At 65.3% G+C, this 24,677-nt stretch carries 19 protein-coding genes; 6 read left to right on the top strand and 13 right to left on the bottom strand.

All coding sequences use genetic code 11. The features are described from left to right. Positions 1-59: 59 nt before the first annotated feature. On the top strand, positions 60-605 hold the full coding sequence (locus CAP2UW1_RS13855; protein WP_015767244.1) for a DUF4124 domain-containing protein: 546 nt from the start codon (positions 60-62) through the stop codon (positions 603-605). Positions 606-671: 66 nt separating this feature from the next. Here CAP2UW1_RS13855 and CAP2UW1_RS23900 read toward each other — a convergent pair whose 3' ends face one another. The 5 genes from CAP2UW1_RS23900 to nirB all read right to left on the bottom strand — a co-directional run bounded on the left by CAP2UW1_RS23900 (position 672) and on the right by nirB (position 9,079). After that, complete coding sequence (locus CAP2UW1_RS23900; protein WP_015767243.1) at positions 672-2,975, bottom strand: mechanosensitive ion channel domain-containing protein; 2,304 nt, start codon at positions 2,973-2,975, stop codon at positions 672-674. 351 nt (positions 2,976-3,326) lie between these two features. Then, on the bottom strand, positions 3,327-5,009 hold the full coding sequence (locus CAP2UW1_RS13845) for a bifunctional protein-serine/threonine kinase/phosphatase (protein WP_015767242.1): 1,683 nt from the start codon (positions 5,007-5,009) through the stop codon (positions 3,327-3,329). A gap of 80 nt (positions 5,010-5,089) precedes the next feature. Continuing rightward, positions 5,090-6,301, bottom strand: a complete 1,212-nt coding sequence (locus tag CAP2UW1_RS13840; protein ID WP_015767241.1) for a nitrate/nitrite transporter — start codon at positions 6,299-6,301, stop codon at positions 5,090-5,092. 22 nt (positions 6,302-6,323) lie between these two features. Beyond that, on the bottom strand, positions 6,324-6,632 hold the full coding sequence (gene nirD, locus CAP2UW1_RS13835) for a nitrite reductase small subunit NirD (protein WP_015767240.1): 309 nt from the start codon (positions 6,630-6,632) through the stop codon (positions 6,324-6,326). 17 nt (positions 6,633-6,649) lie between these two features. Further along, positions 6,650-9,079 carry a nitrite reductase large subunit NirB gene (gene nirB, locus CAP2UW1_RS13830; RefSeq protein ID WP_015767239.1) on the bottom strand — a complete coding sequence of 810 codons (2,430 nt, stop codon included), beginning with the start codon at positions 9,077-9,079 and terminating at the stop codon, positions 6,650-6,652. 416 nt (positions 9,080-9,495) lie between these two features. On the opposite strand from nirB, the gene CAP2UW1_RS13825 reads away from it, so the two are divergent. Together CAP2UW1_RS13825 and CAP2UW1_RS13820 are read left to right on the top strand one after the other, a co-directional pair. Then, complete coding sequence (locus CAP2UW1_RS13825) at positions 9,496-10,356, top strand: CsgG/HfaB family protein (protein WP_049778670.1); 861 nt, start codon at positions 9,496-9,498, stop codon at positions 10,354-10,356. Between the two features lie 72 nt (positions 10,357-10,428). Beyond that, complete coding sequence (locus tag CAP2UW1_RS13820) at positions 10,429-10,776, top strand: ArsC family reductase (RefSeq protein ID WP_199931469.1); 348 nt, start codon at positions 10,429-10,431, stop codon at positions 10,774-10,776. 12 nt (positions 10,777-10,788) lie between these two features. Here the strand turns inward: CAP2UW1_RS13820 and CAP2UW1_RS23895 are convergent, their stop codons facing one another. The 3 genes from CAP2UW1_RS23895 to CAP2UW1_RS13805 are packed head-to-tail and all read right to left on the bottom strand — an operon-like array spanning position 10,789 to position 14,940. Beyond that, on the bottom strand, positions 10,789-11,187 hold the full coding sequence (locus CAP2UW1_RS23895) for an NUDIX domain-containing protein (protein ID WP_015767236.1): 399 nt from the start codon (positions 11,185-11,187) through the stop codon (positions 10,789-10,791). A gap of 8 nt (positions 11,188-11,195) precedes the next feature. Then, positions 11,196-12,188, bottom strand: coding sequence for a DNA-binding protein YbiB (gene ybiB / locus CAP2UW1_RS13810; protein WP_015767235.1), 993 nt, complete (start codon positions 12,186-12,188; stop codon positions 11,196-11,198). Positions 12,189-12,207: 19 nt separating this feature from the next. Continuing rightward, positions 12,208-14,940, bottom strand: coding sequence for a nitrate reductase (locus tag CAP2UW1_RS13805; RefSeq protein ID WP_015767234.1), 2,733 nt, complete (start codon positions 14,938-14,940; stop codon positions 12,208-12,210). Between the two features lie 614 nt (positions 14,941-15,554). Between CAP2UW1_RS13805 and rpmB the strand changes: the two genes are divergently transcribed. Together rpmB and rpmG are read left to right on the top strand one after the other, a co-directional pair. Then, complete coding sequence (gene rpmB, locus CAP2UW1_RS13800; protein WP_015767233.1) at positions 15,555-15,788, top strand: 50S ribosomal protein L28; 234 nt, start codon at positions 15,555-15,557, stop codon at positions 15,786-15,788. 14 nt (positions 15,789-15,802) lie between these two features. Beyond that, positions 15,803-15,958, top strand: a complete 156-nt coding sequence (rpmG, locus tag CAP2UW1_RS13795) for a 50S ribosomal protein L33 (protein ID WP_015767232.1) — start codon at positions 15,803-15,805, stop codon at positions 15,956-15,958. Positions 15,959-16,083: 125 nt separating this feature from the next. On the opposite strand, the gene aroG is transcribed toward rpmG, so the two are convergent. From aroG to CAP2UW1_RS13780, 3 genes are all read right to left on the bottom strand, one after another. After that, a complete protein-coding gene (gene aroG, locus CAP2UW1_RS13790) occupies positions 16,084-17,163 on the bottom strand; it encodes a 3-deoxy-7-phosphoheptulonate synthase AroG (protein ID WP_015767231.1) in 1,080 nt (359 codons plus the stop codon). Between the two features lie 139 nt (positions 17,164-17,302). Then, entirely contained in the window at positions 17,303-20,527 is a 3,225-nt protein-coding gene (locus tag CAP2UW1_RS13785; RefSeq protein ID WP_015767230.1) for a hybrid sensor histidine kinase/response regulator, read from the bottom strand. 51 nt (positions 20,528-20,578) lie between these two features. Continuing rightward, entirely contained in the window at positions 20,579-21,685 is a 1,107-nt protein-coding gene (locus CAP2UW1_RS13780; RefSeq protein ID WP_015767229.1) for an HD-GYP domain-containing protein, read from the bottom strand. A gap of 337 nt (positions 21,686-22,022) precedes the next feature. Between CAP2UW1_RS13780 and CAP2UW1_RS24570 the strand changes: the two genes are divergently transcribed. Next, positions 22,023-22,184 (top strand): PEP-CTERM sorting domain-containing protein, encoded by a 162-nt coding sequence (locus CAP2UW1_RS24570; RefSeq protein WP_015767228.1) that lies wholly within the window; start codon positions 22,023-22,025, stop codon positions 22,182-22,184. Between the two features lie 108 nt (positions 22,185-22,292). Here CAP2UW1_RS24570 and CAP2UW1_RS23890 read toward each other — a convergent pair whose 3' ends face one another. Both CAP2UW1_RS23890 and CAP2UW1_RS13770 read right to left on the bottom strand, forming a co-directional pair. After that, complete coding sequence (locus CAP2UW1_RS23890; protein WP_015767227.1) at positions 22,293-23,201, bottom strand: SLATT domain-containing protein; 909 nt, start codon at positions 23,199-23,201, stop codon at positions 22,293-22,295. A 411-nt stretch (positions 23,202-23,612) separates the two neighbouring features. Next, complete coding sequence (locus CAP2UW1_RS13770; protein WP_015767226.1) at positions 23,613-24,530, bottom strand: C1 family peptidase; 918 nt, start codon at positions 24,528-24,530, stop codon at positions 23,613-23,615. Positions 24,531-24,677: the final 147 nt, after the last annotated feature.

Genomic DNA, 24,677 nt, shown 5'->3' with positions numbered 1-24,677 from the left:
ACTTCGTTCCGGCGTTGCGGCGGGCGGTCATCTGGTGCCCTGGATTGGGGGTTTCGGCCATGCGAGCAAGTGATTTTTTCCTCTTGTTGCTGCTCGTCGTAGCCAGCGCGACGGCGCAACCCGTCTACGAGTCGCGCGACAACGCCGGGCCCGTTTTCTCGGATTCACCGAGCACCGGGGCGCGCGAACTGGTGTTGCCGCCGCTTGCTGATCCCGCGCCGCAGCCGCCTCCAGCGAGTTCGTCAGCGCTGCCAGCGCCGCCCGTGGTCGAGCCCTACACCGCGCTCAACATCGTCGCTCCCGACAACGGGGGCACGATCCATTCGAATACCGGCCAGTTTACTGTCCAGGTGTCCATTCAACCCGACCTGCAAAGCCAGCGGGGCGACGCACTTGCCATCAGCCTGGACAGGACGGTACTGCCTACCACCCGCAGCGTCTTGCAGTTCGACATCACGCCGTCGGAATGGCAGGCGGCGGCTGGCGACGATGCCGAGCACCAGCTTGCGGTCGCCGTTGTCGATCGTTCCGGCGCCGTTCTGATGACCTCCGCTCCAGTGCGCTTCTACGTGCACCGCGCCAGCGTGGCGACGCCGCGAAAATAGCAGGTGCTGCGGATCGTCGAACCGGCCACCCGAAGAAAAGCGGGGGCCGGTTGCGCAGACCGCCGATCAGCGGCCGGTGTCTGGAGCCGGCGTCAGGCGCACCGACAACGGTTGCGAAACGTTCAGGTTTACGTCGCGCTGCGGGAACGGGATCGGAATCCCGGCGGCGCCCAGGCGCTTCTCCATGGCATAGCGCAGGTCGCTGTCCACCCGGCGGGAGACCAGGGTCGGCCCCAGTTCGACCCAGAACACGAGCACCAGCAGCAGAGCGCTGTCGGCGAAGTCTTCGAAGAACACCTCCGGTGCCGGGTCTCGCAAGACCTGTCCATGGTCTTTGGCGCAGCCGGCAACGATCTCGGCGGCCTGCTGCACCGGCGACCCATAGGCAACACCGATCCTGATTTCGCGCCGGATGCGAGGGTTGGAATAGGTCCAGTTGACGACCTGGTTCTCGAGAAAGCTGGAGTTCGGTACCAGCGCTTCGACGCCATCGAAGCCCCTCACGGTTGATGCGCGCAGATCGACGGCGGTGACATGGCCGGTCATGCCGCCCAGGGCGATGATGTCGCCGACCCGGATCTTGCGCTCGAAGAGGATGATGATGCCGCTGATCACGTTCTTGATGATCGTCTGGGTTCCGAAGCCGACGCCGATGGCCAGCGCACCGCCCAGGAAGGCGAAGACGGTGAGCGGGATGCGCGCCAGATTGAGGATGAAGATGACCAGGATCACTGCCAGCGAGATCATCGCCCAGCGGCGAATGACGCTGGCCAGTTGCTCGTTGACCTTGAAGCGGCCGACCATGATTCGCTGCAGCCGTGCCGAGAGCAGCGAGAATAGCCAGTAGCCGAAGACGAAGAGCAGCAGCGCGCCAATGCTCTTGCCGACGGTAACGCCGTAGCTGACGGCTACCGTCTTGCCGTCGACGACGGTCGACTCCTCGACGGCAAACATCTCGAAATCCCATATCGCGCGCAGACGCTTGGCTATCTGCATGGCCCCAAGCTGCCAGTTGTCGACGCTTGCGGCCTTGCCCTGGAATCCGAAATCCTGCAGCCAGCGATCCAGTTGGCGCTCGAGGCCCGCCGCCGCCAGATCGACGCGTTGATAGGCCAGTAGACGCTGCTTCAGCGTGTCGAGCCTGGCCGACTCGTCGGCGCTTGCCGCCTCGTCGAGGAAGGTGTCGCTGAGCCGCAGTTCCTGTTCCCTGACCGCCAGCCGTGCCGCTTGCTGCAGTTCGTGGACGAGTTGCTTGCGGCTGAGCAACTCGTCGCGGGTGGTGCTCAGCGAGGTGATCACCGCTTGCCGCGTTGTCGAGTCCTGCGAGCGGAGAGCCACATAGCGTTGCGCCCACGCATCGCCGACAGCCTGAAGCAGCATCTGCAACCAGGACAGGGTCATCAGTTGCACGCGGTCGGTGTCCATTCGCTCGTCGAGCAGTTGCAGGCGTCGGCCGGCGTCAGGGCCGGCGCCGGCCGACGCGACAAACTTGGCCAGGCGTTCGCGCTCGGCCGTGCGCCGGTTGTTATCGCTAACGAGGCGATCCATTTCGGCAGCCATTTTTCCCAGGCTGCCGAGCAATTGGGCCTGCTGCTGTTCGAATTCTTCCTTGCTCAGGCTCTGTTCCGGCACTACGCGGGCCAGCAGACGCTGCATTTCCGTCGTCAGCGCTTGCAGCGCTTTCGCCTCCAGGCGGACTCGATCGACGGCAATGACGATGTTGGCCAGGTCCGCTTCGGCCAGTTGCAGCCGCAGGGCCGTCAACTCGCGGTTGAGCCGCTGCTTCTCCTTCTCGTCCTGGCCCTGGGCGCGCGCGAGCTTGTCGTCGGCCAGTCGGAGTGCTTCGGCGCCGCGCTTCTGTGCTTCCAGCAGCCCCAGTTTTTGCGCCTCGAGTGCTCGCTCGGCCGCGGCCAGGCTGCGTAGGCGTTCGCCTGTGGCATCGTGCGTGTCGCGCAGTGCGTCGACACGCAGTGCCGAGTAGGGCGGCGGGCCGGCGAATTCGGCCAGCAAGGCCTGCTGGTTCGACGTTTCGGGCGGGGACTTGCCTAGTCTATCGAGGTCGTCGAGGAGTTTCAGACGTTCGCTGTAGGCCGCTACCAGACGATCGAAGAGGCGCTTGCGATCCGTGATCGGCAGACCTTGCGGTCCCGGCGGTGGCGTCGTGCCGGTCTCTAGTTGTTCGGCCTCCTGCTGACGACGCGCCTCAGCCAGTTGCGCCTCGGTTGCGGCGCGCGGGTTGGCGGCTTCCGGCGCCGGGGCTGCGGCTTCGGTCTTGGCCTGGCCGCCGATTACGGAGGGAAGCCCGATCTGCCCGTTGACCAGCGGTGCGAAGGTCATCACGAACAGTGCGACGAGGCACTGCCGCTTCATCCTCGGTCATCCCGATGGCAGGGGGAGCTAGCCGCGTGCTGGCTGGTGGCTCCCGCGGGGACAAGTACACGGCGGTCAACGGCCCAATTCGGCCGGGCAAGAATCGATGGTCCCAAGAGCAGGCTTCCTTCAGGCGGTGCAGTCAGTACGGCTAGCGGAGAGCATCCGGAGTTCGCACAAGCATGCCACGAAACGGCCTGTCGGTGTCGCTTGCGCCGGATTCGTCGGGTACGCGCGGGAACATGGCGCGCAGTTCGCCGCCGACACGCATGCTTGGTGGTGCACCATCAGGACGAACGGCGGCTTGCGCAGCTCCACGCGGCGCCGGTCGGCATGGCAACCGCCGGCAGGTCAACGCGTCAGGAGCATCAGCAACAAGAGGTTCGTCACCAGCGAGAGGCCGGCAATGATCCGCCAGGTGAGCAGGGGATTGCGCATCGCCAGCGGTGTCACTGGCGGTCGGTTGAGCGGCCTGCTGGCGCCGCGTTCGAGCGCCAGCAGGAACTCCTCGGCGGTTTCGAAGCGCTGCGCGGGATCCCGGGCGACGGCCTTGAGCAGGACGTTTTCCAGCCAGCCGGGAATGTCGGGGCGGTAGCGCGTCGGTGGGACCGGCTCCCCGAAGCGCGGATGCTGAAAAGGTTCGATCTCGCCGTAGGGATACTTGCGGGTGAGCAGATGGTAGAGCGTCACGCCGGCGGCGTAGAGGTCGTGCGCTGGGCCGGCCTTGTCGCCGGCGAACAGTTCCGGCGCCATGTAGCTTGGCGTCCCCGGGCTGCCCGCCGTCGCTTCGTCCTCCGACAGGCTGAGCGCGACACCGAGATCGAGAATGCGCAGCCGGCCGTCGCGGCCGATGTGGATGTTGGCCGGCTTGATGTCGCGGTGCGCGACGTCGAGGCGATGCAGGGCGGAGAGTCCTTTCATGAGGCGGATGCCGTGCTGGACGGCGTCGGCAACGGTGAAATGGATATCGGCGTCGAGCATGCGCTGCAGGGTGGCGCCCTCGTGCCAGGTTTGCAGGTAGTAGAGGCAACTGCGTCTGTCGGCCGGTACGAGTTGCGCAAAGAAGGGCGAGACGATGCGCCGTGCGCGCCACTCCTCCATGATCAGCGCGCGAATTTCGTCGGCGTCGTCGGCGAGTTCGGGGCGAAGGGTCTTCAGCACCAGTTGCTGGCCGGAAAGCTGGTCGGTGACGCGGTAGAGCAAGGTCGCGCGCGAATCGTGCAGCACCTCGTCGATCAGCAGTCCGTCGAAGTCCTGGCCCGGTTTGAAGCGCGGCGGCAGTGGCAGCCGGGCGATGCCCTCGAGCGAGTCGCGCAGATTCTCCGGCGGCAAGCCGGTTACCCGCAGGACGACGGCGCTGGCGTTGTCCTGGCCGTCGGCAGCCAGAGCCAGGCTGGTCAGCGATGCCGCGGCCTGTTGCGCGTCGGGATGGGCGAGCAGAACCGTGCGCATCCGCCCGCTGCCGAGCGGCCCCCAAACGCCGTCGGAACAGAGCACGAAACAGTCGCCTTGCTGCAACTCGCCATCGACGAAGTCGAGCTGGAAGTGACGGTCGAGGCCGACCGCGCGCGAGAGGACGTTCTTGAGTTCCGGGTGTTCCCAGACGTGATCGCTGGTCAGCCGTGTGCAGACGCCGTCGCGCAGCAGGTACAGGCGCGAATCGCCGACGTGTGCACAGACATAACGGCGGCCGCGCAACACCAGGACGGTGAGTGTCGTCGCCATGCCGGCGAGATCGGGCTGTCGCCCGGCCTCGGCCATGACCCAGCGGTTGAGCGGGACGACGATCTTCTCGAGGGCGTGCGGCACGCTCCAGGTGTCGGGCGTCGCGTAGTAGTCGGAGAGCAGGCCGCGTACCGTGTACTCGGCGGCCTCGCGCCCACCCTTGTGGCCGCCGATACCGTCGGCGACGGCGGCGATCAGTCCCTTGTTGTCGAGCTCCGCCCCCTGCGGCGTGACCATGCCGCAGAAATCCTCGTTGCGTTCACGGGGACCGGTCAGCGAGGAATGTCCGACGTCGACGCTAAGCGGCATGCGGGATTGGCTCCGGAAAGGGAAGGGCGGCAGGTCCCAGTGTACCGTGCCGCCCCGCCTGCTTCAAAAGAAGCTGCGACTCAGATCCTGGCCGCCGTCAGGTGCGCTGCACCCCAGGTTGTCCGCCAGCGGGTCTTGACGCCGGAGAGTCCGGCGAGGGCCAGCAGGGCTAGCGCGGCGAAGATCAGAAAGCCGATCTGATAGCTGCCGGTGATCTGTTTGGCGTAACCGAGCGAGGAGGCGAGGTAGAAGCCGCCGATACCGCCGGCCATGCCGACCAGCCCGGTCATCACGCCGATTTCCTTGCGGAAGCGCTGCGGCACCAACTGGAAGACGGCACCGTTGCCCATGCCCAGTGCCAGCATCGCGCCGACGAAGGCGAGCAGCGCCATCCACGCTGCCGGCAGACCGATGCTGACGATGCCGAGGAAGATGGCTGCCAGTACGTACATTACCGAGAGGCTCTTGATGCCGCCGATGCGGTCGGCGACGTTGCCGCCGATCGGTCGCACCAGCGAGCCGGCGAACACGCAGGCGGCCGTGAAGAAGCCGGCGGTCTTGGCGTCGAGTCCGTACTGGATGTTGAAGTAGATGGTCAGCGATGAGGCGAGGCCGACGAAACCACCAAACGTTACCGAGTAGAAGAACATGAACCACCAGGCGTCGGCGTCCTTGAGCACTTTCAGATACTCGGCGAGCGACTTCGGCGGTGGGCATTCGGGCGCATCCTTGGCGGCGAACAGGTAGAAGACGAAGACCAGGACCAGCGGGATCAGCGCCAGGCCGAAGACGTTGCTCCAGCCGAAGGCGATTGCCAGGCTCGGTGCGATCAGCGCGGCCAGCGCCGTGCCGGAGTTGCCGGCACCGGCGATGCCCAGTGCCGTTCCCTGATGCTCGGGCGGATACCAGCGCGAGGCGAGTGGTAGCGCGACGGCGAACGAGGCGCCGGCGACGCCGAGGAAGACGCCGAGGATCAGCGTCTGTTCGTAGCTGTGGATGCCGAAATACCAGGCGACGAACAGCGAGACCATGACGATCACCTGGCCGATGGCGCCCGCGAGTTTCGGCTTCAGGTGGTCGACCAGGATGCCCATGAAGATGCGCAGGATGGCGCCGGCAAGCACCGGGGTGGCCACCATCATTCCCTTCTGGGCGTGCGTCAGACCGAGATCCTTGGCGATCTGTACGCCCAGCGGCCCCAGCATGACCCAGACCATGAAGGCCAGGTCGAAATACAGAAAAGCGGCCAGCAGTGTCGGCCGGTGTCCGGCCTTCCAGAATTCAGTGTTCATTGTCCTTCTCCTTCCGTTGAGATCAGATTTGCAGAAAAACCATGCCGCTGTCGACGCGGATCGGATAGCGGCGTGCGCAGCCTTCGTCTGGCGCCACCGCCTCTCCGGAGTCGAGACGCAGTTTCCAGCCGTGCAGCGGACAAGTGACCTGGTTGCCATGTACCAGCCCCTGTGACAGCGGTCCGCCCTTGTGCGGGCACTGGTCGCGCAAGGCGAAAACCTCGTTGCCCGAGGTGCGGAAGACGGCGATGTCGCCGCTCGTCGAGCGGACGACGCGAGAGCCCAGTCGCGGGATCTCGTCAAGGGTGCAAATCGATTTCCATTCAGCCATTTCTGTTCTCCAGTCCTTCATACCGAAAGCATTTCGTACTCGTTCTTCTCGACGCCAGCGATGCGCTCGGCCCAGGGATCCTTCGCATCCTTGAGTTCGGCCAGCAGGCGTCCGTAGAGGGCCTTGCGGTTCTCCTCGTCCTCGACGACGCGGTTCCTGGCGTGTTCGAGACCGACGCGTTCGAGGTAATGGCAGGTCCGCTCGAGGTAGAAGCCTTCCTCGCGATAGAGCTGCAGGAAAGCGCCGGCGTACTCCATCACCTCGTCGTCGGTCTTGACCTTGACGAAGAACTGGGCGACCTCGGTCTTGATGCCGCCGTTGCCGCCGACGTACAGTTCGTAGCCCGAATCGACGCCGATCACGCCGACATCCTTGATGCCGGCCTCGGCACAGTTGCGCGGACAACCCGAAACAGCGAGCTTGACCTTGTGCGGCGAGTACATGTCGAACAGCATCTTCTCCAGCTTGACGCCCATGGCCATCGCCAACTGCGTGCCGAAGCGGCAGTGCTCGGCGCCGACGCAGGTCTTGACGGTGCGGATCGACTTGCCGTAGGCGTGACCCGACGGCATGTCGAGATCCCGCCAGACGTTGATCAGATCTTCCTTCTTGATGCCGAGCAGGTCGATCCGCTGGCCGCCGGTGACCTTGATCGTCGGCACCTGGTACTTGTCCGCGACATCCGCGATCCGGCGCAACTCGGCCGAGTTCGTCAGGCCACCCCACATGCGCGGGACGACCGAGTAGGTACCGTCCTTCTGAATGTTGGCGTGCGCGCGCTCGTTGATCAGGCGCGAGCGCGGGTCGTCCCTGGCTTCCATCGGCCAGGTCGAGATCAGGTAGTAGTTGAGCGCCGGGCGGCACTTTTCGCAGCCATCCGGCGTCTGCCACTCGAGGAAGCGCATGATGGCGTCGATGGTCGTCAGGTGCTCGCCGCGAATCGCGTCGCGCACTTCCTGGTGCGAGTAATCGGTGCACCCGCAGACCGGCTTGCGGTTCGACGCCGCCGGCGTGTAGGCGCCGCCGATGGTCGCCGAGAGAATCTGCTCGCAGAGGCCGGAGCACGAGCCGCACGACGACGACGCCTTGGTGTGCTTGCGGATGTCGTCGAGGCTGAACAGACCTTTTTCCTTGATCGCCTTGACGATCGTTCCCTTGCTGACGCCGTTGCAGCCGCAGACTTCGGCGCTGTCGGCCATCGCCGCTGCCTTGCTGTGCCCCTGATGGCCGACGTCGCCGACGTGCGACTGGCCGAACAGCAGGTGATCGCGAATCTCGTGGATGTCCTGGCCATCGCGCAGCAACTGGAAGTACCACGGACCATCGGCGGTGTCGCCATAGAGAACGCCGCCGACGAGCCGGTTGTCCTTGATCACCAGCTTCTTGTACACGCCGGCAGCGGCATCGTTGAGGACGATTTCCTCGGTATCCTTGCTGCCGAAGAAATCGCCGGCGGAAAAGAGGTCGATGCCGGTCACCTTGAGCTTGGTCGAGGTGACCGAGCCGGTGTAGCGGCTGATGCCGTAGTTGGCCAGATGGTTGGCGGCAACCTTGCCCTGTTCGAAGAGTGGCGCGACGAGTCCGTAGGCGATGCCGCGGTGTGCGACGCACTCGCCGACGGCGTAGACCTTCGGATCGTAAGTCTGCAGCGTGTCATTGACGACGATACCGCGGTTGCAGTGGATTCCTGCCGCCTCGGCGAGCGTCGTGTTCGGGCGGATGCCCACCGCCATCACCACGAGGTCCGCCGGGATCTGCGCGCCGTCCTTGAGGCGCAGGGCCGCGACACGCCCACTCTCGCCGGCGATCAGCATTTCGGTCTGCCTGCCGAGCAGGAACTTCAGCCCGCGGTCTTCGAGCGACTTCTGCAGCATGCGGCCGGCGGTCTGGTCGAGCTGACGTTCGAGCAGCCAGTCGGCGAGGTGAATCACCGTCACGTCCATGCCGCGCAGCTTGAGGCCGTTGGCCGCCTCCAGACCGAGCAGGCCACCGCCGATCACTACCGCGTGCCGGTAGCTTTTGGCGGCATCGATCATGCTGTCGGTGTCGTGGATGTCGCGGTAGGAGATGACACCCGGCAGGTTGTTGCCGGGAATCGGCAGGATGAACGGATTCGATCCCGTGGCCAGTAGCAGCCGATCGTAAGGTGCTTCCGTACCGTCCTCGGCGATCACTCGCCGCTGCACGCGGTCGATCTTGCTTACCTTCTTGCCGAGGTGCAGCGTGATGCCGTGCTCCGCGTACCAGCTGTGATCGTTGAGAATGATGTCCTGAATCGTCATCTCGCCGGCGAGAACCGGCGACAGCAGGATGCGGTTGTAGTTGGGGTGCGGCTCGGCGCCGAAAACCGTGATCTCGTATTGGTCGGGGGCGATCTTTAGTAGTTCCTCGAGCGTGCGCACGCCTGCCATGCCGTTGCCGACCATTACCAGTTTCTTCCTGCTCATCTTTGCAGCTCCCTGTGAGGCGTCTCGACAGGTTTTGAAAAGCAAACGGCGTGCCAGGATGAAGAGGCGCTGATTTCACCGGACTTTCGGGCTTCCTTGCGCGCCGCTGATGGTGCGGCGCACAACTTTGGGGCGCTGCGGGAATCTGCGTGGGAGGTTTGGTGCAATCTAGCAGCAGGTGCCGAAAGTGGGCGGTGGCGGATCCGGCAGGCCCGCAAGCGTAGCCTGCGGGTGGCATTGCCTGCGGGCAGCTTGCTGGGTGGCCAGTCGGGTGCTGGGAAAGCGCACGGCTGTCTCATTTCCGGGTTTCGATTGCCGTCCTTTCTTGGCATAATCGGCCCTTCGTGGGGAGTTGGCCGTGGTCGGCGCCCCGTCATGACTTGACCAACCGAATGGGGAGGTGAGAAATGTCCTTGATGGGTTCTGATAAAGCGGCTCGGTTTGCTTTCGCGGCGGCGGCGGCAACGCTGGTGCTGGCAGGTTGTTCGAATATGCAGATGGGTTCGCCGGAGGCGAAGACCGCCGCGACCGGTTCGGCCGGCGGGGCAAATTCGGAAAATGCCAACAAGCAACTGGAGCGATGCAGCAGTTCCCTCGGCACGATAGCCGTCGTCGAGGATACCAATGCCTCGTGGTATGGCATCCTGACCGGTCAGATGCGACTGGGTTCGACAGCCCCGGTGCTCAAGCTGCTGATCCAGCAGTCGAACTGCTTCGTGGTGGTCGACCGGGGCCGGGCCATGAACAACATGATGGGGGAGCGTGCCCTCGAACAGACTGGCGAACTGCGCAAGGGCTCGAAGTTCGGCAAGGGTCAGATGGTGGCGGCGGACTATTCGATGAGCCCCTCCATCACCTTCAGCAACAACAACGCGGGAGGCATGGGCGGTGGCCTCGCTGGCTTCAGCCGCACTGCCGGGATCCTCGGTGCCGTCGCGGCCAGCGTCAATGTCAAGGAGGCCAGCACGCTGCTCACGCTGGTGGACAATCGCTCGGGCGTGCAGCTTGCCGCATCGGAAGGCAGCGCCCGAAACATGGACTTCGGCGCCATGGGCGGTCTGTTCGGTGGTGCGCTGGGTGCGGCGGGCGGCGGCTATGCCAACACGGCGGAAGGCAAGGTGATCGTTGCGGCGTTTACCGATTCGTACAACGGGCTGGTCCGGGCCGTTCGCAACTACCGGGCGCAGGAAGTCAAGGGGGGCCTGGGAACCGGCGGCAACCTGAGTGTTCAGGGGGCGGATGAAGCCCAGGGATCGACGGGCAAGCGCAGAAAATAGGACGCGGATTGCCGCCTCGGTGATTCACCGCGGGGCCGCCATGTGTGGCCCCGTTCGTTTGCAGGTGTGAGGATGGTGATGACGATCTTCGGCATCAAGAACTGCGACACGATGAAGAAGGCGTTCGCCTGGCTCGCCGCCAACGGTGTCGCCTACGACTTCATCGACTACCGGCAAGCGGGTGTGGCGGCAGCGCACTTGCCGGACTGGAACCGGCGTGTCGGCTGGCAGGCGCTGCTCAACACGCGCGGCCTGACCTGGCGAAAGCTTGCCGCAGCAGAACGCGCCGAGGTCGACGAAGCGAGGGCGCTGCAGTTGATGGTGGAGCATCCGAGCCTGATCAAGCGGCCGGTCCTCGACACCGGCAAGGATCTGCTCGTCGGTTTCAGCGTGGCAAGCTATACCTGCCTGGTGGACTGAGGATCGGCATCGTCAGCGCCAGCAGGCGTTAAACCCCACGCCTTGGTCAGCACGCAGCGCGAGGAAACGTCCGATGATCTCGCGCGTCGCCTGCGACATTCTCCGGCCGGCTGACGGATCGTCGTGATCGTGGAAGTGCAGGAGCATCGCGTCGTCGGCGGCGACCGGCGTTCCCGGTGCGGCGGCCAGGAAGACGTGGTGGTCATGGCTCGCCGACTCGTGGTCGAAGAGGAACAGCAGCGATTCGGCGACCAGGCCGGTTTCTTCGGCGAGTTCGCGCGCCGCCGCCTGCAGGCGGGATTCCTGGGGGTCGATGCCGCCGCCAGGCAACAGTACGAGTCCGCCGCGGTTCTCGACGAGCAGGATCCGCCGGTCGATCTCGACGATTACGGTGGCGCGTTGTCGTTTCACGAGGCGCGCTAGACCAGCGCCAGTCCGTTGTTCTCGACCGCGACGAGCGCCTTCGCCTGGTGGAAATCGCGGGCGCGACCGCTGCCGTAGAGGCAGCAGGCGAGCTGGTTGGCGATTGGCAGCGGCAGCGAAACCTCACCGGCGAGGACGCGGCGCATCCAGGCGACCGTCGGCTCCGCCGCGCAGTTCTCGGGCAGTTGCGGCAGGTTCCTCAGGCTGTCGTGCTCGGCTTCGAAGAGAACGTCGCTGACGCCGTCGTGGACGTGCTCGATCAGCGGCCGCCGTTTCGGATTGGCGAAGGGTTCGCCTTCCGTGCCGCGCAGCAGCAGGGCGTGCGCGCCGCCACTGGCGAGCACGGCACGCATGCTGGTGATGTAGTCGGGATGCGTCGCGGCGGCGAGCAGCAGCCCCTGGCCGGCAAAGGGATCAAGCATTTTGACGAGGCTGTGCGCGCTGTTGCGCAGGCCGAGACGATGGCGAAGGGCGAGCTGCCGGTCGAGACCGGGAGAAAGGGTCGGCAAGGGCAGGTAGGCGAGACCGTGGGCATCGACGGCCAGTTGCGCCTGCGCCAGGCTGTTGCTCGGCGGGATGTCCAGCGCCTTGAAGATCTGCTCGCTGGTGACGCGGCCGAAATCGCTGTCCGCCTCGCCGAGACCGTGTACCAGCACCGGCACGCCGAAGCGTTGCAGCAGCAGGGCCAGCAAGGGCGTCAGGTTGGCGCTGCGGCGGGCACCGTTGTAGCTCGGGATGACGACCGGCCGGACTTTGCCGTGCGGGCGCCGCAGCGTGTGCAGACGCGCATTCGCTGCAGCCAGAAAGCCCACCATTTCGTCCACGGTCTCGGTCTTCACGCGCAGGGCAATGACGATGGCGCCGAGTTCGAGGTCGGGTACCTCGCCGTCGAGCATGGCGCCATAGAGTTCCTGCGCTTCGGCCCGCGAAAGGTCACGCGCGCCACTGGCACCGCGTCCGATCTCCCTGATGAATGCCGCGAAATCCATCTTTACTCCTCTGCTGTCGTCAGACGACGGTTTCGTCGGTGCGAGCTGCCTGGCCGGCGACCATTTGCCGCAGCTCGGGCAGACACGACCCACAGAAGGTACCGCATTTCCGCTTTTCCTGCAGCATCGCCAGCGTCGCGCCGGCGGCCAGGTCGGCGGCGATCTGCGCTTCGCTGATATCGGCACAGTTGCAGACGATACGACTTTTCTGCGGCAGCTTTCCCGGCCGGCGGCCGATCGGCGCCACCGCCCAGCGGATCAGAGCGGCGTCGAGCGCGTCGTCGGCCATCACGTCCTTGAGCCACGACTGGGCCTGCGTCTCGCCGGCGAGGCGAACGCCGATCAGGGTGCCGTCCGGGGCGATGGCGCGTTTGCTGACCTGTCGCCGGTGGTCGGCATAGACGATGGCCGCCGCATCGTCGGCGAGGCCGAAGAGTGTGTCGATCTCGTGCAGCCGGCTTTCCGGCAAGGCCTCGCCGTGCGCTGCCCGCAAGACGACCAGTGGTTCGGCGCGTCCGTAGAGCCCAACGCTGGCGAAGGCGAATTCCGGCAGCAGGCGGCGGGCGCGCGCGAGGAGGGCGAGCGGTGCAAGTTCGCCGGTACCGCCCTTGCGCAGAACGACGAGTTGCCAGGGCAGGTCGGCGCGCTCGACGGCGACGGCGGCGTGCTTGAGTTCCGGTTGAAACGAGAAGGGATCGGTCGCCGCCAGGGTCAGCGCGTTTACTCCGGCACTGTTCATGAACTGGCTGCCCCAGTGCATCGGTAGCCAGGCACGGCCCGGCGCCAGCGCCGCGTCGCTGCCGACGCGGACGACGATTTCGCCGCGTTGACTGCCGACCCGCGCCAGATCGCCGGCGGCCAGGCCGCGCCGGCCGAGGTCGCCGGGGTTCATCGACAACAGGGGTTCTTCGTCGAGATTGAACAGGCGGGCCACCGTGCCGGTGCGGCTCATGCCGTGCCACTGGTCGCGCAGCCGGCCGGAGAGCAGGCTGATCGGGCGCGCTGCGTCGGTCGCCTCGGCGGTGGGCCGATGCTCGACCTTGACGAAGCGGGCCCGGCCATTCGCCGTCGCGAAGATCCCGTCTGCATAGAGGCGCTGGCGGCCGCTGGCGGCTCCTTCCGGTAGCGGCCATTGTTGCGGCCCGAGGGAGTCGAGCAGCGAGTAGCTGAGGCCGGTGATGTCGAGATCGCGTCCGCGAGTCGTCTCGCGATGTTCGTTGAAAATGGCCTCGCAGGTGGCGTAGGGAAACAGTGTCTCGGCCAGGGGCTGTTGCAGTACCCGACCGAGGCGGCGGGCGAAGTCGACAACGATCTGCCAGTCGGCACGCGCTTCGCCGGGGCCGGCGATCGCCGGCGTGATATGCGTGATGCAGCGCTCGGAATTGGTCACCGTCCCCTCCTTCTCTCCCCAACTGGTCGCCGGCAGCATCAGATCGGCGAAGGCGGCGGTGTCGGTGTTGGCGTAGGCCTCCTGCAGCACGACGAAGTCGGCCGCCTGCAGGGCGGCGCGCACGGCCGACTGGTCGGGCAGCGATTGCGCGGGGTTGGTGCAGGCGATCCAGACGGCCTTGACTTCGCCGCTCTGCAAGGCGGCGAAGAGGTCGACGGCGGTCTTGCCGGGTCGCTCCGGGACGGCCGGTACGCCCCACAGGCGGGCCACTTCGGCACGGTGCTCGGGATTGGCGAGATCGCGATGCGCAGAGAGCAGGTTGGCCAGACCGCCGACTTCGCGGCCGCCCATGGCGTTCGGCTGGCCGGTCAGCGAGAAGGGTCCGGCGCCGGGGCGGCCGATCTGGCCGGTGGCGAGATGCAGATGGATCAGTGCCGCGTTGTTGTGCGTGCCGTGCGCCGATTGGTTGAGCCCCTGGCAGTAAAGCGACAGGGCGGCCGCGGCGCTGCCGAAGCAGCGTGCCGCGCGCACGATGTCGGCCTCGGCGAGTCCGCAGATTTCGCCGACGATCGCTGGCGGGTAGCCCGCCACAATCTCGGCCAGCGCGGCGAAGCCCTCGGTATGCTTGTCGATGTACTGGCAGTTGACGAGCCCCTCGGCAAGCATGACGTTGAGCAGGCCGTTGTAGAGCGCGATGTCGGTGCCTGGCCTGAGGGCCAGGTGGATGTCGGCGATGGCGGCGGTTTCGCTCCGGCGCGGGTCGACGACGATGATGCGCAGGTCGGGATTGGCGGCACGCGCGTCCTCGATGCGCCGAAAGACGATCGGATGCGCGACTGCCGGGTTGGCACCGGCAATCAGGAGGCAATCGGTCGCAGCGATGTCCTCGTAACAGCAGGGCGGCGCGTCGGCGCCGAGCGTCTGCTTGTAGCCGGCTACCGCTGACGACATGCACAGGCGCGAGTTGGTGTCGACGTTGTTGGTGCCGATGAGACCTTTGGCGAGTTTGTTGAAGACGTAGTAGTCCTCTGTCAGCAACTGCCCCGAGATGTAGAAGGCGACGCTGTCCGGGCCATGCGCGCGGATGATCCCGGCAAAACGCTCGGCGGCGTGGTCGAGCGCGGCGTCCCAGCCGACCCGCCGCCGCGGCTGGCCGCGTTCGCGGCGCAACTCGGGATGGCGCAGGCGGTAGTCGGGAGCCACCGTCAGGTGCAGCGAAGCGCCCTTGGTGCACAGGCGGCCGGCGTTCGCCGGGTGATCGGGGTCACCGCGCACGCCGACGATGTGGCCGCCTTCGGTGTCGATCAGCAACCCGCAGCCGACGCCGCAGTAACAACAGGTGGATTTGACGGACTTGTTCATGATTTCCTCTCGTGATGATGCAAAGCAACAGGCGTGCCATGCCATCAGGCTTGTGGGCCGCCGGCTGGCCGGGCGTGGGCCGGGGGCCGCGCCTCATCGTGGTGCGCGGATGCCTGCGCTTGCCTCACCGCTGGGCGATGGCGCGACAACGTTGGCGTTCTCGCCGGCCGCTCGGGTCCGCTCTGCCTCGCCGCAGGGTGCTGTGCCGCTGCTGTGGCGACAGCGCGCGGTTCGCCACTGGCCAACTTCTGCTGTCGTCAGGCAAGCAATCTGAGCAGTCTGTCATCGAGGGCGTTTTGCTTCTCGCAAGGCCCAGCCACTGTTGGGCTGTAGACGGGGGCAGAAACGTCGTTACGCAGTCTGGCGCCGGGATAGCGCCCCTCTGGAGGTCGCAGGTCGAGCCGGCATCGATTCCCGGCCCGCTGGGGTCGTGTGAGCAATTGGTGAGAAAAGCTCACGCCTGCGCCAAGGGGCATACCTGGCCGGTGCAGCGCAATGAATCGCATCATTGAGCGCACCGTCAACAGCTTGGGGAGAGCAAAAAACTTGAAATTCACCCGCCGCATGGGCTAAAATCGCGGGCTTTCTTCCCAAAACAAATTGGAGCGACAATCATGGCGCGTGTTTGCCAGGTGACGGGCAAAGGCCCGATGGCGGGGAACAATGTTTCCCATGCCAACAATAGAACGAAGCGCCGCTTCCTTCCCAATCTGCAGTATCGCCGCTTCTGGATCGAGGGCGAAAACCGCTGGGTGCGTTTGCGCGTATCGAATGCGGGTTTGCGCACGATTGACAAGAATGGCATTGACGTTGTGCTCGCCGACCTGCGCGCACGCGGTGAGATCTGACGAGGAGAGAAGCCATGCGTGACAAGATCAAGCTCGAGTCGACCGCCGGTACGGGCCACTTCTACACTACGACCAAGAACAAGAAGACAATGCCGGGGAAGATGGAGATCAAGAAGTACGATCCGAAAGCCCGCAAGCACGTGATCTACAAGGAAATCAAGCTTCGTTAGAGCACGCTCGCGAGGGGCTTTGCTGATTCAGGCCAAGAGCCGCGGCGCCAGCTGCGGCTCTTTTTCACTGGCGAAGGCCTTCTCGCCCTTCGCTGACGCAACCGGCAAGTGCAGGCCGATCCCCGTCACCGTGCGGCTTCGAAAAGGCGGCGGGCACGGACGCCCTGCGCGAGAGCTTCCAGTACCATCAGCGAGTCGTCCCAGCCCAGACACGCGTCGGTGACGCTCTTGCCGTACTCGAGCGGCTGGCCCGGGGCGAGATCCTGACGTCCTTCAACCAGGTGCGACTCGATCATCACACCGATGATTCGCTCGTCGCCCGCCGAAAGCTGGCCGGTGACATCCGTAGCGACCTCGATCTGCTGCTTGAAGCGCTTGTTGCTGTTGGCGTGCGAGGCGTCGATCATGAGGCGGGCGGCGAGACCCGCAGCGGCGATTTCGCGGCAGGCGGCGTCGACGTGCGCCGCGTCGTAGTTCGGTTGGGTTCCACCGCGCAGGATGACATGGCAGTCTTCATTGCCGCCGGTGGACACGATGGCTGAGTGGCCTGCCTTGGTTACCGAGAGAAAATGATGCGGTGACTGCGCGGCGCGGATCGCGTCGATGGCGATGCGGATGTTGCCGTCGGTCCCGTTCTTGAAACCGACCGGGCATGACAACCCGGAAGCCAGTTCGCGGTGCACCTGCGACTCGGTAGTGCGTGCCCCGATCGCCCCCCACGAGATCAGATCGGCCGTGTATTGCGGGGTGATGGTATCGAGGAACTCGGTCGCACAGGGCAGCCCCATGTCGTTGATCTCGAGCAGCAATCCGCGGGCCAGACGTAGCCCTTCGTTGATCCGGAAACTGTTGTCCAGACGCGGGTCGTTGATCAGGCCCTTCCAGCCGACCGTCGTGCGTGGCTTCTCGAAATACACACGCATCACGATCAACAGGTCGTTTTCAAAGCGCGGCACTTCCTTCTGCAGGCGCGTGGCGTACTCGACGGCCGAATCGACATCGTGGATCGAGCAGGGGCCAACCACCACCAGCAGACGGTTATCGGCACCATGCAGGATACGGTGGATGTTCTGGCGTGCGTTGTAGGTCGTCAGCGCCGCGCGGACACCCACCGGGAATTCCCGGAAAACATGTGCCGGGGGCACCAGTTCCTTGATCTCCCTGATGCGGACGTCGTCGGTGTTCGGCTTGCTTTGCAAGGTCATGTGGCTTTCTCCGGGCTACCGGCCTGAGCGGACCGGGCGCTCGATTCTAATGGAAATGCGGCGTCGATGGTGCACTGCAGTATCCTTGTGTCGGCCGGAACTCATGCGCGCACGCGTGGCCTGCCAGGTTCGGCGGGCGTCACGACTCCGATTCTGACAGCGCAAAGGCGTCGTTGGCCTGGCGCAGGGTGCATAGGGCTTTGTCGAACTGAAAACTGTTGATCTCAGCCCCCAGGCGGCTTGCCAATGGGCCCAGTACCGGTTCCAGCGAGGCGGCCGATTCGCCCCAGACGTCGCCGGCGCGGGTATCGTCCTCGGCGAGCAGGAACTCCAACTGCGCCAGCACGCCGCGCGCGCGCGTCCGCGCATCGGCAGGCTCGAGCGGCGTCGCGAGCGACGACGCGGCGTCGGCGCCAAGACCGGCGATCGCGGTAGCCAGGGGCACGAGGCAGCCCTCGACGGCTACGATCGCCGCCTCGCGGGCATGCGCAGGTGCCTGCTTCCGAAGGGCAAAGTCCAGCGCCCGCGCCTGCTCGCAGAGCGCTTCCGCACCGATGGTCGCCGCCATTCCCTTGAGCGTATGGGCGATGCGTTGGGCCTCTGCCGTTTCGCCGTCGGCGAGTTGCCGGCGGATTATCGCGCCATCGTCGGCGTGGTTGGCCACGAACATGCGCAGGAGACGGAGATAGAACAGGCGATCGCCGCCGGTCGCCTGCATGCCTGCCTCGGCGTTCAGGCCGACGATTCCCGGCAGTGCCGCCCACGTGCTGTCGAGCCAGGACGGCTGGTCGTCGGTGCTCCTGTCGGCGAGGGAAACGGGTCTCGGCAGCCAGCGCAAGAGCATTTCATGGAGCCGGGACGGATCCACCGGCTTGCTGAGGTGATCGTTCATTCCTGCGGCCAGGCAGCGCTGGCGATCCTCGTCGAAGGCGTTGGCGGTGACCGCGACAATCGGCAGCGTGCTGCGGCCAGGTAGTTGGCGGATGGCGCGGGACGCTTCGAGGCCATCCATCACCGGCATCTGCATGTCCATCAACACCATCGCGTAGCCGCTCTCTCCATCGGCTTCGGCAGCACGCACGCGGTCGACAGCCTGGCGGCCGTCATCGACCACATCCACATGCAGCCCGACGGCCAGCAACAGGTCGCGCGCCACCTGCTGGCTGACGACATCGTCCTCGGCGAGCAGGAGCCGCATTCCCCGGTAGTGGCGGCTGAGCGTCTCGCGGGCCGGGCGGGAGGCCAGCGGCGCGCTCCCGCCCGCAGTCGCCGGGTCGGCATCGCGGGCGGTGAACGCCGGCCGGGCGTTGTCCACCCGTCCGAGCCGGACCGTGGTCCAGAAAGTGCTGCCGACGCCCGGCTCGCTGACGACGCCGACCTCACCGCCCATCATCGCCGCCAGGCGCCGGCAGATGGTGAGGCCGAGGCCGGTGCCGCCATACTTGCGGGTGGTCGATTCGTCGGCTTGCGAAAAGGCGGCAAACAGACGCGCCTGCTGTGCACCTGTCAGGCCGATTCCCCGGTCTTCGACTTCCAGGCGCAAGGTGGCCACCTTGCCTTGCATTTCGATCAGTCGGGCACGCAAGGTGATCTGCCCGTGGTCGGAGAACTTGACCGCGTTGCTGACGAAGTTGAGCAGGATCTGCCCCAGGCGCAGAGGATCCCCGCGCAGCGGGACGGGGATCGCCGGGTCGATGTCCCGGAGCAATTGCAGCCCTTTGGCGCGGCTGCGCTCGCCGAGCATGCTCAAGGTGTGGTCGATGACGCGTAGCAGCGAAAAGTCCGTTTCCTCGAGAGTCAGCCGGCCCACTTCGATCTTCGACAGGTCGAGAATATCGTTCACGATCCCGAGCAGGTGCTGCGCAGCGTCGTTGATCTTGTTCAACTGGGCGCGTTGCTTGGGGTTCGTGATCTCCTGCTGGAGCAGGTGGTTGAGGCCGATGATGGCGTTCATCGGAGTGCGTATCTCGTGACTCATGTTGGCGAGGAAGGCGCTCTTGGAGCGGCTTGCCGCCTCGGCGGCTTCCTTGGCTTCAGCGAGCTCGGCGGTGCGTGACTGGACAAGCTCCTCAAGGTGGTCGCGGTGCTGCGCGAGTTCGTCCGCGGCGCGATTGCGCTCGGCGAGGTCGACATCGATACAGAAGATCTCGGACGGGCGACCCGGAATCTGGACCAGCACATGGCTCGAGAAGACGGCTACGCGTGACCCGTCCTTACGCTGGAGCGACAACTCTGCCGGTGCTGTCGCCACGCCGGTTCGACACATCTCCCGGATGGCCTGCCGAACGTCGTCGCGCATCTCTGCCGGAACGATCAGGTCCAGCAGATTGCGGCCGATGGCTTCTGCTGCCGAATAGCCATAGAGCCTTTCTGCTGCCGGGTTCCAGAAACGTGTCGTTCCGTCTTCGCGGTAACCCTGCAGGGCGATCGAGTCCACGTCATTGAGGAGCCTGCGGAAGCGCTCCTCGGATTCACGCAAGGCATCGGCAGCCAGCTTGCTCTCGGTGATGTCGCGGGCGTAGCCGACGGTGCCGATGACTCTGCCGGCCAGTGCGACGGGTGACTTGTAGGTTTCCAGCCAGCGCTGCTGGCCACCGCTCTCGACAGGCTCCTCGACGCGCCGCGGGCAGCCGCTGGCGAGGACGGCACGGTCGTCGGCGCGATACCTCTCGGCCAGTTCGGGGCTGGCGATATCGACATCGCTCTTGCCGAGGAGCGACTCTGCCGAAGGCTGCGCAAAGACCTCGACGAAACGGGCATTCACCGCCAGGAAGCGGCTCTCCGTGTCCTTCAGCCAGACCATGAACGGAAAGTTGTCGAGCAGCGCGTGCTGGTATTGATCGCGCGCCTCGAGCGCCGCCTCGGCCTCTGCCAGGGCGCGCAGCGGCAGACGCCGCAGCGGGCTCCAGATCAGCCACGCCAGACCGAGACTGCCGAGCAGCACCGGCAGGCCGGTCAAGAACTCGCTGGTCATCGTCCTCTCGATGGTGAGGCGGCCCACCGCCTGACCGGAGGAGTACAGTGCGCGATTGCGGGACAGCGTTGGTCCGTCGCCACGCTGTGGGGAGGCAAGCAGGATCTTGTCGGCCTGGTTTACGACCGTGATTCGGGTGTCCGCTGACTCGTGACGTTCAAGCAGCTTGGCGAGGCGAGGCGCAGACCGATCCCACTGCTGCGGCTCGCTGGCGATGAAGTCCTCGAGAAGCATTGCCTGGAGACGCAGCGACTCGTTGAGATGCTCGCTGACGCTGGTGCGCACCTGCAGCCAATAGATGCCGCTCGGCAGTAGCGCGACAACGATCGCCAGAGTGGCCGCCAAGCGTGTCAGCAAGCTCACCAGCGACCGGTGGATCGGGAACTTCATGGCGTGTCCTTGCCGAGTCCGGGGGTTGGCGGAAGCCGACGCAGGCCAGCCTCAGGTCTCGGGCGAGATCCCGGGAAAGGCATCGGCGTCGGCGTGCCGCGCAGCGATGGCGACGAACTCGTCCTGACGCGCAAAAAAGGCGTCGACCACGTCGGGGTCGAAGTGGGTGCCTCTGCCCTCCCGGATGATGCTGAGTGCCTTTTCCAGGGTGAACGCTCCTTTGTAGACCCGCTGTGCGATCAGCGCGTCGAAGACGTCGGCCAGCGCCATCAGCCGCGCCGAAATCGGGATCGCGTCGCCGGCGAGTCCTTCGGGGTAGCCGGAGCCATCCCATTTCTCGTGGTGGTAGTGGGCGATTTCCTTGGACATGCTGAGGAACTCGATGGGTCGTTCAGCGTCCTGCTCGGCCTGTTCGATCGCCAGGTAGCCCAGCCGGCTGTGAGTCTTCATGATCACCCACTCTTCCGGCGTCAGCCGGCCCGGCTTGAGCAGGATCTCGTCCTTGATGCCGACCTTGCCAATGTCGTGCAAGGGGGCCGACTTGACGAGGACCTCGATGTGGTGTGGCGTCAGGAATGCGGCGAATCTGGGGTGCGAACGCAGTTCCATTGCCAATGCATGCACATAGCCCTGCGTCCGGCGCAGATGATTGCCGGTCTCGGGGTCGCGGATCTCGGCGAGTCGTGCCAAGGCGCGGATACTGACATCCTGAATCTGGAGGTTGTCCGCCATTCGCCGCATGATCTCCTCGCCGAGACTGCGGTTGTGATCGCGCAGCAAGTCGCGTGCGGCCTTCAGTTCAAGATGCGTCCTGACGCGGGCGATGACGATTGCCGGCCTGATCGGCTTGGTGATGTAGTCGACTGCACCGAGGGACAGACCGTGCTCCTCATCGTCGCTGCTGTCGAGGGCGGTAACAAAGATCACCGGAATGTCGGCTGTTGCGACATCGGCACGCAGGCGCCGGATGACCTCATAGCCGTCCATCTCCGGCATCATCACGTCGAGCAGGATGAGGTCGGGTCGAGGTCGGCTCGCCGCTGCCTGCAAGGCGCGCTGCCCGGAATTCACTGCCCGCACCCGATGCAGCGGACTCAGCAGGCCGTTCAGGACCGCAAGATTCTCGGGAGTGTCATCGACGATCAGAATGGTTGCCATGAGGCTCCGCGCGGGGAAACGGCAATCGGCCGCTCAACATTATTACCGCTTCCGATGCAGGCGTCCATCGCGGCGATCCCACCGGCCGGATGCCAGCGTCACGACCGTGTCTTCGGGCGGCTGCTGTGAAGAAATCCGCGTCCTTGGCTGCAAAGCGCCGGATAATGCAGGATGTGCCGCTGCCCGGGGCTGACTGGACGTGCTCGGGTCGGCGGCGCGCTCGGCTACAGTGGGAGTCTGCCTGATCGCCACGGTGACGAGCATCCATGCTGGTAACCTGCATCGGTCAGCCGGTGATGGTTCTGGACTTCCCTTCAACGTCTCCAGGAGATCGAAAATGCGTATTCTGACGACACTCTTGCTTTCCCTCACGGCTCTCGCCGCGCATGCGCAACTGGAGCCCGGCTCCCCGCTTCCGGAACCGAGCACGATGACCCTGCTGGGCGTTGCCGCGGTGGCGGGAATCGCCGCGGCAATTGCGCGCAAACGCCGGAAGTAAGCCCCCTGCGCGGGCTTGGCAGGCAAGCGGGAACGGGCAGGTGTCTGACACCTGCCCGTTTTTCGTCTGTGCCTGTCGGTAGAGATCGCGGGTGCTCCGCAGCGACGGTCAATCGGGCGCTGGTGGGTTGGCGTTGGTCAGCGCAGCACCTGCTTTCAGTTCGATGTTCGCTTCGCTGGTCTCACCGGATTGCACGCTCACCGTCGCACTGCCCTGCAAGGTGCCGCCGTTCGCCTTGACCGTGACCAGGTGGCTGCCCGGATTCAGTGCCGTCAGCAGCACGCTGCCGCTGTCGGTCTTGCGCACGATTCGGTTGTCGAGGTAAACCTCGGCGGGTCCGCTGATCGCCTCGTCGGAGTGGATGCCGACCACCAGGCTTCCGGGGCGGCGATCTTCCTTGTCCTTGTTGATCGTCGCTTGCAGTTCGGCCAGTTGCTCCTTGAACTGCGAGATCCAGGCCTGGAATTCCTGGTCGACGAGATCGCCGACTTGTTCCTGGAAAGCGGTCAACAGTGAAATGGCGGTGGCTTGCTGGTCTTCGCCGAGATGGGTGCTGTTCGCCCTGATACGCCAGACGCCCCACGACAACTGAAACTTCTCCAGCGCCCGCTGCAGTGCCATCTGTGCCGTCATGTAGCGCATCCATGACGAGGAAAAGCCGAAGTAGCGGTCGAAAACCAGCGACGCCGCGGCCAGCGCGATGAGAATGTAACCCCACTGGTTCGCGCCGGAGAGCGCTGGACTCCCGTCGCCGAACAGAGTCGTCCCGGCAACCAGCGGCGCCAGACCACCAAGCACACCGAACAGGATGGCGAGAAAGCGCAGCAGCCTGGACAGACGGCGCGGCCAGATCTTGTTGCGCAGATACCAGTTCGCCGCTTCCACGGCCCGCGTCTCGAGGTCGGCGGCGAGCGCCTGCAGGGCCTCATAATCGCTTTGTTGTCCGCTGGCCGTTGTCTGGTCGACGGACTCGCGCGGTCTGATGTCGCGCGAAGGCGCTGGCGGCTGGCTACTCATGGCATATCCTCCTCAAGGACAGGGTGGTGCGGTGGATGGGCACGATCCCGATCTTCGCTATGGGCCGATACGCCGGTGGCCCGGCGCGCCCAGGGGGAATCGGTTGCTTCATGTCGACCGTCGGCGGGCCAGGCAGTTCGCTGTTCGCGACGGCCTGTTGCGGCAGTATGCAGCGGTAACGCAATGGATGGCCGGCCGCCCGACCCGGGGAAGCGTGGCGTCTCCTGCCGTGCGCTGGCACCGCCAAGGGGCCGCTGCGGCGGCCGGTGGCACGGCGCCGATGCCGTGCTTTCAGCGCCGGCTCCGTGCACGTCGAGCGACTCGGGGCGGCTAGCCCGCGCCCGGCTGCCAGGCGGCCGGAGCCCGTCATGCCGCGTGGCACTGGGGCCCTGGGCGCGAGCGCCGTTGCTCTTAGCCAAATTTCCCCGTATCGATCCAATCCTGCTTGATCAGTGACCACCAGTCGACAGCCAGTCCGTTAAGGACATAGGCGTACGGTAGCCAGCCGTAACCGCCTGCTCCCCAGCCGGTGCCCCACGAATTCCGGATCAGCAGGGCGCCGGTGGTTTCGCTCGCGCCGGCGTTGGCGTTCTTGATCTTCATGGCGTCATCGTAACCGACGGCGACGATCGCATGCCCGCCGACGATCTTCTCACCCGGCGTCGGATAAGGCAGCTTGCCGGTCGTGCCGGCCTGGTTGTACGACTGATACACCGTAAACCCGAACATCGACGGCAGACCCGCGGCGAGGTTGGTCTTGATCCGGCTGAGCAAGGCGGCACGCGTGGTGCCCGGCGGATCGAGTCGATAGTAATTGATGGCCTGGAAGCTCTGGGCAAAGGCGTAGCAGAACGCCGACGGTTCCTGGTCGAAAGCCGGCGCGGCCGTGGTGTAGGGCCAGTAGTCCTCAGGGGGTACGCCGAAGAGAACCATCGATTCCATGGTGGTGCGCAGGAACGCACCCGTATCGCCCGTCCACTTGAGCAGGTTTCTGGTCGTCTTGTAGAGGAAGAGGCGGGAGGCGTCGATGTGCTTGCCGAACGCCCGGCGTTCGTAGTACTCGACCAGACCCACGCCGGCGTTGGCTGTGCACGAGCCGAGAGCGCCCTGGTTCTCGATCGGCGAGCACCAGGCGCGCAGATCGGCAGTCGTCGCCAGGGTCGCTGGAATCGCCGCGGCGTTCGCTTTGGCCAGCAAGCCCTTGATGGATTCCTTCTGTCCCAGTGCCTTGAGCTTGGGCGCGACGACGTCATCGTCTGCCTTGTAGTCCCGCAGGCTCGGATAGTCCGGCAGCCAGCCCATGCGGAAAGTTTCGTTTGACTCTGCCATGATGGTTTCCCCTTGTAGCGATATTGACTTGTACCGACCGATCAGCCTCTTTGCCGACGAGGCACCAGATCGGTCGCTCGTGTTGCAGGCCATTGCCTGCCTTGCGTCATTACGATTCGATCACCTCCTTCTCGGGAGTTGGTTGCC

It is taken from the genome of Candidatus Accumulibacter phosphatis (assembly GCF_000024165.1).
GTDB lineage: Bacteria > Pseudomonadota > Gammaproteobacteria > Burkholderiales > Rhodocyclaceae > Accumulibacter > Accumulibacter phosphatis.
Note: the sequence above shows the minus strand (reverse complement) of the source record. Positions and strands in the feature narration are given on the sequence as shown.